The organism is uncultured Brevundimonas sp., from assembly GCF_937863155.1.
Taxonomy (GTDB): domain Bacteria; phylum Pseudomonadota; class Alphaproteobacteria; order Caulobacterales; family Caulobacteraceae; genus Brevundimonas.
This window is the reverse complement of record NZ_CALMFB010000010.1, coordinates 1-13,848: the sequence shown is the minus strand read 5'-3', so window position 1 is coordinate 13,848 and position 13,848 is coordinate 1. Positions and strand designations below refer to the sequence as shown.

The following is a 13,848-nucleotide window of genomic DNA, read 5'->3' as shown; positions in this document are numbered from 1 at the left end:
GGAGCCGACCGTGAAGCGGACCTATCAGCCGTCGCGACTCGTGCGCAAGCGCCGTCACGGCTTCCGTTCGCGGATGGCCACCAAGAACGGTCAGAAGATCGTCGCCCGTCGTCGCGCCAAGGGCCGCAAGCGCCTGACGGCCTGATCGGCCGCGGTCTGCTGGCCGCGTCCTGCAACAGGGACGCTGCGATGACGACGCCCATGCCTATTCTGCGCCTGACACGGCGGCCCCAGTTCCTGGCGGCCGCCAAAGGCGTTTCCGTCGCGCGCGGCGCCGTGCTGATCCAGCAGCTGGATCGCGGCGACGGCGACCCGACCATCCGCCTGGGCTTCACCGCCACGCGCAAGATCGGCGGGGCGGTGGTGCGCAACCGCGCCAAGCGGCGTCTGCGCGAGGCGGCGCGGGCGCTGGCGCCGGTCCACGGACGGCCCGGATGCGACTATGTGCTGATCGCCCGCAGCGGAACGGCCGAACGCGCATGGGACCGTTTGCTTGACGACGTGAAATCGGCCCTTACAAGGCTGGCGACCCCACGCGCGGACGCCCATGTGGAGACGTCGACCCCGACGGCCACCCGCCCCGCTTCAGACCGCCCCGACCCAGACCGCCCAGACACCGGCCAGGACCGCTGACCCCATGCAGAATCAAGACTCCCGCAACACGATTATCTTCTTCGTGTGCGCCGCGGCGATCATGGTCTTCTACATGGTCTTCGTCATGCAGCCCCAGGCCGAGCGCCGTCGCGCCGCCCAGGCCGAGGCCGCCGCGACCCAGTCCGAGACGCGCGCCGCCGCCGGAACCGAGGCCGCCGACGCCCCGCCCGCCGCCTTCGTCACCGACCGGCGTCAGGCCCTGGGCCGCGCCGCGCGGGTGCCGATCGAAAGCCCGACGCTGAAGGGCTCGCTGTCGCTTCTGGGCGGCCGGATCGATGATCTGTTCCTGGTCCGCTACCGCGAGACGCTGGATTCGCCCAATCCGGTCGAGATGTTCCGACCCCAGGGCATGGAGCACGCCTATTTCGCCCAGTTCGGCTGGACCGGCCAGAACGTGGCCGGCGGCGTGCCGGGGCCGAACACCGTCTGGCGCCTGACCGGCGGTTCGGTGCTGACGCCGGCCACGCCGGTCACCCTGACCTGGGACAATGGCGCGGGCCTGCGCTTCACCCGGGTGGTGGCGCTGGACGACCAATATCTGTTCACCGTCACCGACACGGTCGCCAACCTGGGCGGCCAGCCGATCACCATCGCCCCCTATGGCCGGATCGAGCGCCAGGGCGTGCCGACGGGCCTGGGCCGCGACATGATCTCGCACGAAGGCGCCATCGGCACCTTCAGCCGCGGCGGCGGCTTCTTCACCGAACAGCACAAATACAAGGACTGGGCCAAGAAGCCCCGGATCGAGCACGACACCACCGGCGGCTGGCTGGGCATCACCGACAAATACTGGCTGTCGGCCATGATCCCGGATCAGTCCGAACGCATCGAGGCCGGCTTCCGCGTGCGCGAGCGCGGCGAGGTCCAGGTTCAGGAAGCCTCGATGCTGGGGACCGCCCGCGTCATCAATCCGGGCCGCCAGATCACCGAGACCCAGCGCCTGTTCGCCGGCGCCAAGCGCAGCGAGGTGCTGTCGTCCTATGAGAAGTCGCTGGATCTGCCGCGCTTCATCTACGCCATCGACTGGGGGATGTTGTGGTTCCTGACCCGGCCGATCTTCCTGGTGGTCGAGTTCTTCTATGGCCTTCTGGGCAATTTCGGCCTGGCCATCCTGGCGCTGACCGTGGTGGTCAAGCTGATCATGTTCCCCCTGGCCAACAAGGCCTACGAGAGCATGTCCAAGATGCGCAAGCTCCAGCCGATGATGGAGGAGATCAAGAAGAAGCACGCGGGCGACACCCAGAAGCAGCAGATGGAGACCATGGCCCTCTATCAGCGCGAGAAGATCAATCCGCTGGCGGGCTGTCTGCCGATCCTGGTCCAGCTGCCGGTCTTCTATGCGCTGTACAAGGTGCTGTTCGTCACCATCGAGATGCGCCACGCCCCCTTCTTCGGCTGGATCCGCGATCTGTCGGCGCGTGATCCGTCCAACATCTGGAACCTGTTCGGCGCCATTCCGTGGGATCCGGCCTCGGCGCCGCTGATCGGCGGGCTTCTGGCCGGCATGCTGGGCCTGGGCATCCTGCCGCTGTTCTACGGCCTGACCATGTGGCTGCAGATGGCCATGAACCCGCCCGCGCCCGATCCGGTCCAGCGCCAGATCTTCCAGCTGATGCCGATCATCTTCACCTTCATCATGGCCCCGTTCGCGGCGGGCCTCTTGGTCTACTGGGCGTGGAACAACATCCTGTCGATCATCCAGCAGTATTTCATCATGCACCGCTTCGGCGCCGAGAATCCGATCGACAACTTCATCGCCCGCCTCCGCAAGAAGGCGGCCTAGTTGGCCGAGGACTTCACCCCCGAGGAGATCGAGGCCGCGCGCGTGCTGTTCCAGCGCCGGGCGACCTTCGTCATGGGGGCGGCCAAGATCGAGCAGCTGCCGGACCCGGACCTGCCGGAAATCGCCTTCGCCGGCCGGTCGAACGTGGGCAAGTCCAGCCTGATCAACGGCCTGGTCGGCATGCAGAAGCTGGCCCGCGCCTCGAACGAGCCGGGCCGCACGCGCGAGGTCAATTTCTTCGATCTGGACGGCCGGATGCGTCTGGTCGACCTGCCCGGCTACGGCTGGGCCAAGGCGTCCAAGACCACGGTGAAGAAATTCCAGGACCTGGGCCGCGACTATCTGCGCGGGCGGGTGACGCTGAAACGGGTCTATCTGCTGATCGACGCGCGGCACGGGCTGAAGGCCGTGGACGGCGAGGCGCTGGACGCCCTGGACCTGGCGGCCGTCAGCTATCAGATCGTCCTGACCAAGGCCGACAAGATCAAGCCGCATGAGGCCGAGGCCGTGCGCCAGGCGACGCTGAAGGCCATCTCCAAACGCCCCGCCGCCTATCCGTTCGTGGCCGTGACCTCGTCGGAAAAGGGAACCGGCCTGCCCGAACTGCGGGCCGAGATCATGCGCACCACGGGCGTGACCCTCTAATAGGTCAGGGCGTTCGCCAGGAAGGCTGCCACGCGGGGCCAGGCGTCGGCGCGGGCCGCCGCATTGGCTTCGGGCGTACCGCCGCTGCGATGGGCCTGGCGCGGGCCGCCGTCGCCGATCAGATCATGCCCCGCCTCGGGATAGATCAGCACTTCGGTCCGCAGGCCCGCCGCCTGGCGCGTCGCCTGGATGTTGCGGGCCTGGCGCGCGGCGTTCCACTGGGCGTCCTTCTCGCCCGCGATCAGCAGCAGGGCCCCGCCATAGTTTTCGACCGGGATGCGGGCCGCCGCCTCGCGCTCCGGGTGGTCGGCGCGGCCGTTCTCGTGGATGGCGCGCAGGTCCGCCGCATCGCCCGCAAGCAGCCCTTCGACGAAGCCGCGATAGGGCATGAAGGGCAGGGCCTGACCCTCAAAGGCGAAGGACGAGCGCGTGCCCTCAGCCTCCAGCGTCTCTAGGCCCCAGCCCTCCCAGACGATGTCGCTGGGCGTATAGGCGACCACGGCGTCGATCCAGTCGTAGCGGCTGGCGGCGATCAGGGCGAACTCCGATCCCTTGGACCCGGCGAACAGGGCGAACTGCTCAATATCGACGCCGGGCATGGCGGCCAGTGTGTCGCGCAGGCGCGCCAGCTGATCCACCGGAATGTCCACGAAACTGCCCGACAGCTCCGGCAGGGCCTTGGGCGGGCCGTACTGGCCCCAGTCGGGCGAATAATAGGGCAGGCCCACCGCCACATAGCCCATCCGCGCCAGGATCGGCCCGAATCGCTCGCCCGCCTCGGTCCCCCCATCCGCGCCATGCAGGATCACCACCACCGGCCGGGCGTCGCCGTCGTCCAGCCGCCAGGCGGCGGCGTGGGGAAAGCCTTGGATCGGCGTGCGGGTGACGGTCTGGGCCAGGGCGGGGGCCGCGACGCCTAGCATCAGGGCGGCGGCGCCCAGGGCGGCGAACAGGCGGCGGGTCGGACGGATCATCATGAAATCTCCCCAGCGCGGATCACGCTTTCAAGACCAAGTCGTCGCCGACCCCGTGATCGGATGCAGGCGTCTTACGCCGCCGGCATGGTTCCGGCGTTGATGGCGATGCGGCCGATCAGGCCCTTGACGATCAGGTCCAGGGCCGAGCCCTCGCGATAGTCGGCGGCGGCGACGAAATTGACCCGGTCTTCCGAGATCAGCCCATAGATCTTGTTCTGGTCCCGCTCGGAGTTGCGCGGATCATAGACGGCGATCGAGAAGCCGCCCTTGGTGTGCATCATCTTCATGGTCGGCACATCGGTGTCGCCGTCGCCCAGGAAGATCATCCGGTCGAACGGCACCGGCCGCACCTCGTCGGGGATGAAGCGGTTGATCCGTTCGTGCTCGTAATGGTTCAGCACGCCCTTGTTGATGCGGAACAGATACTGGGTCTTGGTGGTGTAGTTGACGCCCACCGCCGGCCAGATGGCCACGCCGTCGCGGTCATAGACGAATTTGGACGCGAACACGTGGCGGAAGGCGTCGCGGATCGGGCAGCCGTCGATCATCTCCTCCAGGCCGGCCGAGACGATATAGTGTTCGATCTCCAGCCCGTATTGCTGGCCGAAGGCGTCGATGCGCTCGAACCAGCCCTTGCCGGTCAGGTCGGACTTCAGCCCGTCGAACAGCTTCACGTCCTGGCCGTGCTCGCGCAGCATCTTCTTGGTGATCGGCGCCCCGTTCTCGCGCGCGCGCTGCAGCATCAGCTGCATGTACATCAGGATGTTGTCGCCGTCGGATTCCCGCGTCAGCCGGTCCGCCTCGCCCCAGAAGTCGCCGATGCCCATGCCGACCGAGGGGATGAAGGTCACCTCCTGCATGTTCCCCCGCGCCAGGGTTCCGTCGAAATCATAGATCAGCGCGGTCTTGAGGGGGGCGGCCATGCGGCCTCCAGTGGCGAGTGGCGAGTGGCGAGTGGTTAGTGAAGGCCGGAGTGTGAGTCAAAGCGGAAGGGCGCGGACACCCTAATCGCCACCCGCCACTCGCCACTCGCCACTCAATGACAGCTCGGGCGGGGCGGCCTCGCCGGCGGCGTTCAGCGGCAGGTGCAGGATGAAGGCCGCGCCCTTGCCCGGCTCGCTCTCCACCTCGGCCCAGCCGCCGTGCAGCTCCACCAAAGCCTTGACCAGGGCCAGGCCGACGCCCGGCCCGCCGCGCTCGCGCCGCACGAAGCGGTCGAAGACGTGCGGTTGCAGGTGATAGGGGATGCCGCGCCCGGTGTCGGTCACGCGAATGCGCACCTCGCTGGGGGAAGCTTCGGCCGACAGGGTCACCACCCCGCCTTCGGACACGGCGCGGGCGGCGTTTTCCAACAGGTGATCCAGCGCCTGGCGGATGCGGCCGGCGTCGGCGCGGATCGGCGACAGGCGCGCATCGTGGGTGACGCTCAGGGCCGCGCCGCGCCCTTCGATGCGGGGACGCACGGCCTCGGCCGCCTGGTCCAGCAGGTCGCCCACCCGCACGTCGTGCAGGCTCAGCTCCATCTCGCCGGCGTCGATCTGGGCCATGTCCAGCACATCGTCGATCGACCGGGCCAGCTGGCTGGCCGCGACGCGGATGGCCCCGGCGTGCTGACGGCTGCGTTCCGGCAGATCGCCCAGGGTCTCCAGCAGCTCCGAATAGCCGACGATGGTGGTCAGGGGGGTGCGCAGCTCATAGCTGACCGAGCCGACGAACTCGCGCTTCAGCGCCTGGCTTTCGGCCAGGGCCGCCTCCTTGGCCGACAGGGCCTGTTCCAGCTCGCGCCGGGCGGTGACGTCGGCGAAGGCCACCAGGGTGGCGCCGTCGGGCAGGGGGCGGGTGCGCCAGGCGGCGATGCGGCCGTCCTCGGTGCGGCCTTCGCCCGACACGGCCACGCGGCTTTCGGGATCGGGATCGGCGACCCGCGCCTTCAGCCCCAGCCACAGGCCGGGGTCCGGCAGCACCGCCTTGCAGATTTCGGCCAGGGCGTCGAAATCGGCCACCTGGTCCAGCTGGTCGGCGCTGACGCCCCAGAAGGTCTCGAACGCCTCATTGTGCAGGCGCAGCCGACCGTCCGAACCGAACACGGCCACCGCGTCGTTCAACTTGTCCAGGGTGGCGGTCTGAACCTGGATCTGGGCGTTGTAACGGCTGCGCAGCTGCAGCTCGTCGGTGATGTCCGAGAACAGCAGCAATATGCCGCCCAGCGGGTGCGGCTGGCGCACCACGCGCAGGGTGCGCCCGTCCGGCAGCGACCAGCTGTCGTCCGGCGCCGCCTCGGCCGCCTCATAGAAGGCCAGTTCGCGCGTGCGCCATCCGGCGTAGTCGACCACTTCCGGCAGCATGCGGCGCTGGCGCAGCCGGTCAAGAAGCTCGGCATGGGTCGGCCGGTCGTCCAGCCAGGCGGGGTCCAGGTGGAACAGGGCCTGGAAGGCGGTGTTGTGGAAGGCCAGCCGCTTGGACGGGCCGAAGATGGCCACGGCGTCGGCCAGGTGATTCAGCGTCTCGTCGTGCGCCTCGACATGACGGCGCAGGGTGTCGCGCGTCTCCTCGGCCTCGGTCATGTCGATGGCGAAGGCGATGACCGCCCCGCCGCCGCCCGGCGCCGGTTCGGCCGACACCTTCCAGGCGCGGCGCCGACCACCGGATGAGGTCCAGCGGAAGCCCTCCTGGCGCATGGCGCTGCGTCCCGCCTCGGCGATCAGGGATTCGACGCTGCGGTCGAACGACAGGCTGCGCGCCCGCGCCTCGTCCAGGCTGACGGCCCCCACCTCGGCCAGCCAGGCGCGGTTGGCCCAGGCCAGGCGGCCGGCGGCGTCCACCACCCAGGTCGGCGTGGGCGAGGCGTCGGCCAGCAGCCCCAGCCCCGTCTCGGCCGCCCCCGCCAGGGCGCCGGCGTCGGCGGTCTCCAGCGGCGACAGGCGCAGCCAGGTCTCGGCACCCACGGCCCGGCCCGCGACCCGCCAGGGGCCGTGTTCGGACGGCAGGACGGCGTCGAACGGCTGGCCCTGGTCGATCAGGGCGGCGATCGGTTCGGAGTGCAGCCGCGCCAGGGCGGCGCGGGCGTCTTCGGCCGTCTCGGCCTCCAGCAGCTGCGACAGAGCCTGGATCGTCTTGGCCGGTCCCAGCAGCTCGGCCGGGCCGTCCAGGGGAATGCGCACCTCGTCGAAGGCCGCCAGCGCGCCCCGGCCCCGCGCCAGGGCCTGGGTCAGGGTCTCGGCCTGGGTTTCGGCGGCGGCTTCGCGGGCGGCCAGACGCGCGCGGGCGCGCCAGGCCCAGGCGCTGAGCGCCAGGGCCAGTCCGCAGGCCCCTGCGGTGGCTGCATAGGCGATGTCGGCCTCGGCCATCCTGGTCCATCCGCCCAAACGAATCGATTCACCATAGAGCAATTCGGGGTTCCGCCGAGGGGGGCCAAGCCGCCGCATTGCGGCCCGGCCCGCCGCGCCCGATATGTCGGCCATGAGCACAGCCAAGAGCACGAACTGGACCGACTGGGCGGCGCCCTCTCTGGATGATTTCGCGGCCCTGGCGCGTCGGGCCTTCGACGATCTGCCCGACCTGTTCCGCCAGGCGGCGGGCGAGGTGGTGATCCGCGTCGACGACTTCGCCGACGATCAGACGCTGGACGACCTGGGCATCGACGATCCGTTCGGCCTGACGGGTCTGTATTCCGGGGTCGACATCGGCCGGCGCGACGCCATGGGGCCGGCGGCCGAGCCGTCGCGCGTCTTCCTGTACCGCCGCCCGATCCTGGATGAATGGTGCGAGCGCGGCGACGTGGGCCTGTACGACATCATCGCCCATGTGCTGATCCACGAGATCGGCCATCACCTGGGCCTGTCCGACGACGACATCGACGCCATCGAGGACGCTGACGACGACTGAACCGTCGGTTCGCGCTTCGCGAACGGCGCCGCCTGTCCGTTGGCGAAGGCGGGGCGGTTTTCGCCGCATGTCCGGTGGCGGGCGATGCGGGCGGCGGCCACGCCTGGGTCATCGGAACCCGGCGGTCGGGTTCCTCCTGCGATCCGAAGGCCCGACATGAAGACCCTGATCCGTTCCTGCGCCCTTGCCGCCATTCTGGCCGTCGGCGCCCTGCCCGCCCTTGCCCAGGCCCCGGCGACGCCTTCGGCGGGCCGGCTGGCCCTGACCTTCGAGGTCGGCGCCGAGACGGGGGCGATCATGGTCGTCCTGTTCGACAGCGAGGCGGCCTATTCCGGCGGCGCCCCCGTGCGCCAGGCCCGGGTCGATGTCGCCGGCGGCCAGCGCCAGGCGGTGTTCGAGGGTCTGCCCGCCGGCGACTATGCGGCGCGGGCTTTTCACGACGTGGACGGCAATGGCCGGATGAACACCAATCCCTTCGGCATGCCGACCGAACCCTATGCCTTCTCGAACAACGCCGTGGGCAACATGGGTCCGGCCAGCTGGGACCGCGCCCGCGTCGCGGTTTCGGGCGATGTGGCCCAGACCCTGACCATCCGCTGATCGCCGCCTGGCCGGAAGACCGCTCATGACCCCCTCACGCCGTTCCTTCATGATGGGCGCCGCCGCCCTGTCCGCCGCCGTGGCCACGCCGGAGATGGTGCGCGCCGCCGCCGCCATGGACGCCGCCCGCGACTGGAGCCTGGCCACCGCCGATATGGAGGCCGATGTCGCGCCGCGCGCCATGCGTCTGGTTCACGGCCGGGCGCCGCGCGGGCTGGACGGGGTGCTGTTCCGTAACGGTCCGGCCAAATTCCGGCGGCCGGGCGGCTCGGCCACCCACTGGTTCGACGGCGACGGCATGATGCGGGCCTTCCGCATCCATGACGGCCAGGTCACCCTGGACGCCCGCTTCGCCGACACGGCCAAGCGCCGCCACGAGACCGAACTGGACGCCGTGGTCACCCCCGGCTTCGGCACGGCGGGCGACAGCCGCGCGCGCGTCGGGTCCAGCGACGACGCCAACGCCGCCAACACCGCCGTCATGGTGGCGGGTGACGAAGTCTGGGGCCTGTGGGAGGGCGGATCGCCCCTGGCCATGGACGCCGACACCCTGGCCACGCGCGGCCTGGTGACCCTGCGCGACGACCTGAAGGGCATGCCGTTCCAGGCTCACCCCCGCTATGCGCCCGACGGCACGATCTGGAACGTCGGCACGACCGGCGCTCAGGCGGTGATCTGGCGGCTGAACGCCGACCGGTCGCTGCATACGGCCCAGGTCATACCGCTGCCGCGCGCCAGCTATATGCACGACTTCACCGCCACCGAGCGGCACATCATCCTGGTGCTCCAGCCCTGGGTGGCCGAGCGCCAGACCATGCCCTTCGCCAGCCGTTTCGCCTGGCGGCCCAGTCTGGGCACTCTGATCATGGTGGTGGATAAGGCCGACCTGACCCAGCGGCGACTGTGCGAGCTGCCCGCCTTCTTCCACTTCCACCTGGGCGACGCCTGGTCGGACCCGGACGGCACGATCCGTTTCGACGTCGCCGCCAGCGCCGACGCCCAGTTCGTCATGGAGGGCGCCCGCATCCTGGTTCAGGGCCAGGGCGTCGTGCCGGGTGAACCGGCGCATCTGGCCCTGGTGACCCTGCACGCCAACGGCCGGGCCGACATGCAGACAACCGAGGCGGCGGCCGAATTCCCCAAGGGTGATCCCCGACGCGCCGGTCTGCGCCGCGATCTGACCGTCCATGTCGCGGGCGAACGGGCCGGGCGGCCCCTGGCCACGGGCATCGCCGTGCGGGACTGGTCCAGCGGCCGTTCCGACGCCTTCGAATTCGGAGACGACCATGTGGTGGAAGAGGCCGTCTTCGTGCCCAAGCCGGGCGCGACGGCCGAGGCCGAGGCCTGGCTGGTGGCGCCGTCGGTCAATCTGCGCCAGGGGGTGACCGAACTGCACGCCTTCGAGGCCGGAAAAGTTGCCGACGGCCCGGTGGCGACCTGGCGCGCCGACATCGCCCTGCCGGCCGGCTTCCACGGGGTGTGGAAGGGTTAAGCCCCTCACCACCAGCCGGCGGCGCGCAGGGCGCGGGCATGGGCGCGGCTGACCGGCACGGTCAGTCCGCCCTCGACCGTCAAGGTGGCGCGCCCGTCGCCGCGCGCGACGTCGCGCACGGCGTCGCGGGCCACCCACCAGCTGCGGTGGGTGCGCGCGCCCTCCAGCCCTTCCAGCTCGGCCACGGCGTCGGACAGCCGCATCAGGATCAGGTCCGAACCCCGATCGGTGTGCAGGCGCAGATAGTGGTCCTCGGCCTGGAGCGCATACAGGGTCGCGCCGCGCAGTTTCGGCGGCAGACGGTCAAGGAAGCGCGCGGGCCGGTCGCCGGGCGCGGCGGCGTGGGTCTGGACCACCCGCCGCTTGTCCAGGAAGACGCTCATCAGGCTCATGCCCACCGTCACCACCAGGACCGGCACGATGAAGTCGATCATCGCCGACAGGGGGTGGAACTGTCCGTGGAACACCCGCCCGGTCACGCCCCACACGACCAGCAGCATGCCCGGCGCGATCAGCAGGCTCATCAACGCCGCCGCCAGCCAGGGTCGTTCAAGCGGATCGGCCCAGCGAAAGGCCACGGAGGCGCACAGATGGCCCCAGCCCGCCCCGCCGATCATCATCGGCATCCAGTAGGCCAGACGCAGCCACAGGGGCGCCTCGATCGTGCGGAAGGGGCCGCTCAGCGACAGGAACAGGCCCACCACGGCCCCGATGGCCAGGGCCTTGCCAAGCCTCAGCCAGGCCGCGCGGTCCATCAGGCCTCGGCGTCGTCGCCGGCCATGCCCATCATGTGGAAGCCGGCGTCGACGTGGATCACCTCGCCCGTCGTCGACAGGCCCAGGTCCGAACACAGCCACAGGGCGCAGCCGGCCACGCCTTCCATGCTGGTGTCCTCCTTCATGGCGCTCATGTCGCGGCCCTTGGACAGCATGCCGCGACCGCCCGAAATGCCGGCCAGCGACAGGGTGCGCATGGCGCCTGCCGAGATGGCGTTGACGCGGATGCCCTTGGGGCCCAGGTCGCGGGCGATGTAGCGGGTCGCCGCCTCCAGCCCCGCCTTGGCCACGCCCATGGTGTTGTAGTTCGGAATGGCCCGTTCGGCGCCCAGATAGGTCATGGTGATCATCGACCCGCCGTTGGGCATCAGCTTGGCGGCGCGCTTGGCCACATCGACGAAGCTGAACACCGAGATGTTCATGGCCAGCAGGAAACTGTCGCGGGTGGTGTTGTCGACGAACGACCCCTGAAGCTCGTTCTTGTTGGCGAAGGCGACCGAATGAACCACGAAGTCCAGCGTGCCGAAGGTCGATTCGATCTCGGCGAAGGCGGCGTCCATGCTGGCGTCGTCGGTCACGTCGGCCTGGACGATCAGCTTGGCGCCGACGCTTTCGGCCAGGGGGCGCACGCGGCGCTCCAGCCCCTCGCCCAGATAGGTGAAGGCCAGTTCTGCGCCCTGGGCGGCCAGCTGCTGGGCGATGCCCCAGGCGATGGAGTTGGCGTTGGCCACCCCCAGGATCAGACCCTTCTTGCCCTTCATCAGGGTTCCGGTCGGCATGTTCCAGCTGGATTCGGCGGCCATGGGGTGTCTCCGTTCGTCGTTGCGCGCAGACCTAGCAGGCGGCGGCCATGGGGGAAAGCGCGACGCGCAGACGATGACATTTGATCCGTAAACGGAATCATAGACTTGAAATCACTAGGAAAATTTCACACTCGACCAACCGCTCATTAAGCCGCGCCGCCTAGCGTCCGTCGCGCAGGGAGGCACCATGGCGCGGATCGGCGACTATATCGAAGCGGCGACGCCGGTCGGGCCGGATGCGCCCGGCGCGGCCGTCTATGAGCGGTTCCTGAACGAACCGAACACCATGGTCGTGCCGGTGGTGGATGCCGGGGGGCGGCCGCTGGGCCTGATCGAGCGCAACGCCTTCTGCCTGAAGATGGCCGCCGCCTTCGGTCGCGACCTGCACGCCAAACGCCCGGTTTCCAGTCTGATGAACGCCCGGCCGATGATCGCGCGGGCCGAGGATGGTGCCGAAGCCTTCTTCGAAACCATCGATTCGGCCGATGCGGCGGCCCTGCTCAGCGGCTTCATCGCCGTGGACGGGGCGGGGCGCTATGTCGGCGTCGGCGCCATCTTGCAGGTGCTTCAGGCCGGCAGCGCCCTTTATCGCCGCCGGGCGCGCGAGATGGCCGAACTGGCCCGCGGCCTGGCCAAGGCCGAAGCCGAAGCCCGCGCCTCCAGCCGGGCCAAGTCCGAGTTCCTGGCGGTCATGAGCCACGAGATCCGCACCCCTCTGAACGGCGTGCTGGGCGTCGCGGCCCTGGTGCAGAAGAAGCTGACGCAGGACGAACTGCGCCCGCATGTTCAGACCATTCTGGATTCAGGCCAGTCGCTGTTGCGCCTGCTGACCGACGCCCTGGACATGTCGCGGGCCCAGGCGGGGATGCTGACGCTGGAACCGGCGCCGACCGATCTGTCGGCCCTGGCGGCCGATCTGGACGCCCTGTGGCGCCCGCGCGCCGAGGAAAAGGGTCTGGCGCTGGACCTGACCGGCCCCGATGGCGCGGTCTGGGTGCAGGCGGACGGCGTGCGGCTGAAACAGCTGCTGAACAATCTGATCGGCAATGCGATCAAATTCACGCCCGCGGGCCGGATCGCCGTGCATCTGGAGGCGACGGCCGGCGCCGAGGGCTGGACCGTGGCGGGACGGGTGGACGACAGCGGGCCAGGCGTGGCGCCGGAAACGGCGGCGACCATCTTCGATCCGTTCAACACCGGCGACGCCGACCGCTCCGGGGCCGGGGCCGGTCTGGGCCTGGCCATCTGTCGCCAGATCGTCGAGCGGATGGGCGGGACCATCGGCGTCGAGGCTTCGCCCGAGGGCGGGGCGCGGTTCGCGTTTCAGGTGGCCCTGCCTTGCGCCGCCGCGCCGGCCGCGCGGGTCGATCCGACCGCCGAGGCCCAGCCCACGCCGCACGAGACCCTGCATATGCTGGTGGCCGACGACAATCCGACCAACCGCTTCCTGGCGGGCAAGCTGCTGGAGCTGTTCGGCTGCACCGTCGACATGGTCGAGACCGGGGCGGCGGCCGTCGAGGCGGTCCGGTTGCGGCCCTATGATCTGGTGCTGATGGACATCAAGATGCCGGTGATGGGCGGGGTCGAGGCGACGCGCGCTATCCGCGCCCTGGGCGGGCCGGTGACGGGCCTGCCGATCATCGCCCTGACCGCCAACGCCGATCCGCGCGACGCCGAGACCTATCTGGCCGCCGGCATGGACGCGGTGGTGTCCAAGCCGATCCAGCCGGACGTGCTGCTGAACGCCATTCGTCAGGTGATGACGCCGGACCCGGCCCGCGCGGCGGCCTGAGGCGTCAGACCTTCGACAGGATCAGCGTGCCGTTGGTGCCGCCGAAACCGAAGCTGTTGGACATGACGTGCTTCAGCTCGCCGTCGTGGCGGGCGCGCAGGATGGGCATGCCCTCGAACTCGGGGTCCAGGTTTTCGATGTGGGCGCTCTGGGCCGCGAAGCCGTGCTTCATCATCAGAAGGCAATAGATCGCCTCCTGCGCCCCGGCGGCGCCCAGGCTGTGACCGGTCAGCGACTTGGTGGAGCTGATCATCGGCAGGTCGTCGCCGAAGACATTGCGCACCGCGCCCATCTCCTTGGAATCGCCCACCGGCGTCGAGGTGCCGTGCGGGTTCAGATAGTCGATGCGCGGATTACCGGCCATCTCCAGCGCGATCTTCATGCACCGCTCGGCGCCCTCGCCCGAGGGGGCCACCATGTCGTAGCCGTCCGAGTTGGCGC

Annotated in this window: 13 protein-coding genes and 1 pseudogene; 8 read left to right on the top strand and 6 right to left on the bottom strand. The window is 69.7% G+C overall.

From position 1 onward, the window contains the following. Positions 1–10 precede the first annotated feature (10 nt). From rpmH to yihA, 4 genes are read left to right on the top strand one after another with little or no spacing between them, the layout of a single operon-like run. The gene (gene rpmH / locus Q0581_RS01110; RefSeq protein ID WP_003164000.1) at positions 11–145 is read left to right on the top strand and encodes a 50S ribosomal protein L34; all 135 of its coding nucleotides are present in this window, start codon (positions 11–13) and stop codon (positions 143–145) included. A gap of 44 nt (positions 146–189) precedes the next feature. Continuing rightward, complete coding sequence (gene rnpA / locus Q0581_RS01105; protein WP_298696623.1) at positions 190–633, top strand: ribonuclease P protein component; 444 nt, start codon at positions 190–192, stop codon at positions 631–633. 4 nt (positions 634–637) lie between these two features. Further along, the gene (gene yidC / locus Q0581_RS01100; RefSeq protein WP_298696621.1) at positions 638–2,437 is read left to right on the top strand and encodes a membrane protein insertase YidC; all 1,800 of its coding nucleotides are present in this window, start codon (positions 638–640) and stop codon (positions 2,435–2,437) included. Beyond that, the gene (gene yihA / locus Q0581_RS01095; protein ID WP_298696618.1) at positions 2,438–3,082 is read left to right on the top strand and encodes a ribosome biogenesis GTP-binding protein YihA/YsxC; all 645 of its coding nucleotides are present in this window, start codon (positions 2,438–2,440) and stop codon (positions 3,080–3,082) included. Here the strand turns inward: yihA and Q0581_RS01090 are convergent. The 3 genes from Q0581_RS01090 to Q0581_RS01080 all read right to left on the bottom strand — a co-directional run bounded on the left by Q0581_RS01090 (position 3,079) and on the right by Q0581_RS01080 (position 7,406). Next, complete coding sequence (locus Q0581_RS01090; protein ID WP_298696616.1) at positions 3,079–4,056, bottom strand: acyl-CoA thioester hydrolase/BAAT C-terminal domain-containing protein; 978 nt, start codon at positions 4,054–4,056, stop codon at positions 3,079–3,081. The two genes, yihA and Q0581_RS01090, sit on opposite strands and share 4 nt — an antisense overlap. Positions 4,057–4,130: 74 nt before the next feature. Further along, positions 4,131–4,982, bottom strand: coding sequence for an HAD family hydrolase (locus Q0581_RS01085; protein WP_298696614.1), 852 nt, complete (start codon positions 4,980–4,982; stop codon positions 4,131–4,133). Positions 4,983–5,063: 81 nt separating this feature from the next. Beyond that, positions 5,064–7,406 carry an ATP-binding protein gene (locus tag Q0581_RS01080; protein ID WP_298696612.1) on the bottom strand — a complete coding sequence of 781 codons (2,343 nt, stop codon included), beginning with the start codon at positions 7,404–7,406 and terminating at the stop codon, positions 5,064–5,066. Between the two features lie 112 nt (positions 7,407–7,518). Between Q0581_RS01080 and Q0581_RS01075 the strand changes: the two genes are divergently transcribed. From Q0581_RS01075 to Q0581_RS01065, 3 genes are all read left to right on the top strand, one after another. After that, positions 7,519–7,944, top strand: a complete 426-nt coding sequence (locus tag Q0581_RS01075; protein ID WP_298696609.1) for a metallopeptidase family protein — start codon at positions 7,519–7,521, stop codon at positions 7,942–7,944. 156 nt (positions 7,945–8,100) lie between these two features. After that, complete coding sequence (locus Q0581_RS01070) at positions 8,101–8,544, top strand: DUF2141 domain-containing protein (RefSeq protein WP_298696607.1); 444 nt, start codon at positions 8,101–8,103, stop codon at positions 8,542–8,544. A gap of 25 nt (positions 8,545–8,569) precedes the next feature. Then, complete coding sequence (locus Q0581_RS01065) at positions 8,570–10,036, top strand: carotenoid oxygenase family protein (RefSeq protein WP_298696605.1); 1,467 nt, start codon at positions 8,570–8,572, stop codon at positions 10,034–10,036. Positions 10,037–10,041: 5 nt separating this feature from the next. Here the strand turns inward: Q0581_RS01065 and Q0581_RS01060 are convergent, their stop codons facing one another. Together Q0581_RS01060 and Q0581_RS01055 are read right to left on the bottom strand one after the other, a co-directional pair. Then, positions 10,042–10,791, bottom strand: coding sequence for a LytTR family DNA-binding domain-containing protein (locus Q0581_RS01060; RefSeq protein WP_298696603.1), 750 nt, complete (start codon positions 10,789–10,791; stop codon positions 10,042–10,044). Beyond that, a complete protein-coding gene (locus Q0581_RS01055; RefSeq protein WP_298696625.1) occupies positions 10,791–11,591 on the bottom strand; it encodes an enoyl-ACP reductase in 801 nt (266 codons plus the stop codon). The genes Q0581_RS01060 and Q0581_RS01055 overlap by 1 nt, the downstream gene beginning before the upstream one ends. 211 nt (positions 11,592–11,802) lie before the next feature. Here Q0581_RS01055 and Q0581_RS01050 point away from each other — a divergent pair, with 211 nt between their 5' ends. Further along, entirely contained in the window at positions 11,803–13,407 is a 1,605-nt protein-coding gene (locus Q0581_RS01050) for an ATP-binding protein (protein ID WP_298696601.1), read from the top strand. Between the two features lie 4 nt (positions 13,408–13,411). Here Q0581_RS01050 and Q0581_RS01045 read toward each other — a convergent pair. Further along, positions 13,412–13,848 (bottom strand): annotated as a pseudogene (locus Q0581_RS01045) (beta-ketoacyl-ACP synthase I); the annotation flags it as partial.

Coding starts and splice junctions, on each gene's coding strand:
- rnpA (WP_298696623.1), top strand. CDS start 190: ATGACGACGCCCATGCCTATTCTGCGCCTGACACGGCGGCCCCAGTTC.
- yidC (WP_298696621.1), top strand. CDS start 638: ATGCAGAATCAAGACTCCCGCAACACGATTATCTTCTTCGTGTGCGCC.
- Q0581_RS01090 (WP_298696616.1), bottom strand. CDS start 4,056: ATGATCCGTCCGACCCGCCGCCTGTTCGCCGCCCTGGGCGCCGCCGCC.
- Q0581_RS01085 (WP_298696614.1), bottom strand. CDS start 4,982: ATGGCCGCCCCCCTCAAGACCGCGCTGATCTATGATTTCGACGGAACC.
- Q0581_RS01080 (WP_298696612.1), bottom strand. CDS start 7,406: ATGGCCGAGGCCGACATCGCCTATGCAGCCACCGCAGGGGCCTGCGGA.
- Q0581_RS01075 (WP_298696609.1), top strand. CDS start 7,519: ATGAGCACAGCCAAGAGCACGAACTGGACCGACTGGGCGGCGCCCTCT.
- Q0581_RS01070 (WP_298696607.1), top strand. CDS start 8,101: ATGAAGACCCTGATCCGTTCCTGCGCCCTTGCCGCCATTCTGGCCGTC.
- Q0581_RS01065 (WP_298696605.1), top strand. CDS start 8,570: ATGACCCCCTCACGCCGTTCCTTCATGATGGGCGCCGCCGCCCTGTCC.
- Q0581_RS01060 (WP_298696603.1), bottom strand. CDS start 10,791: ATGGACCGCGCGGCCTGGCTGAGGCTTGGCAAGGCCCTGGCCATCGGG.
- Q0581_RS01055 (WP_298696625.1), bottom strand. CDS start 11,591: ATGCCGACCGGAACCCTGATGAAGGGCAAGAAGGGTCTGATCCTGGGG.
- Q0581_RS01050 (WP_298696601.1), top strand. CDS start 11,803: ATGGCGCGGATCGGCGACTATATCGAAGCGGCGACGCCGGTCGGGCCG.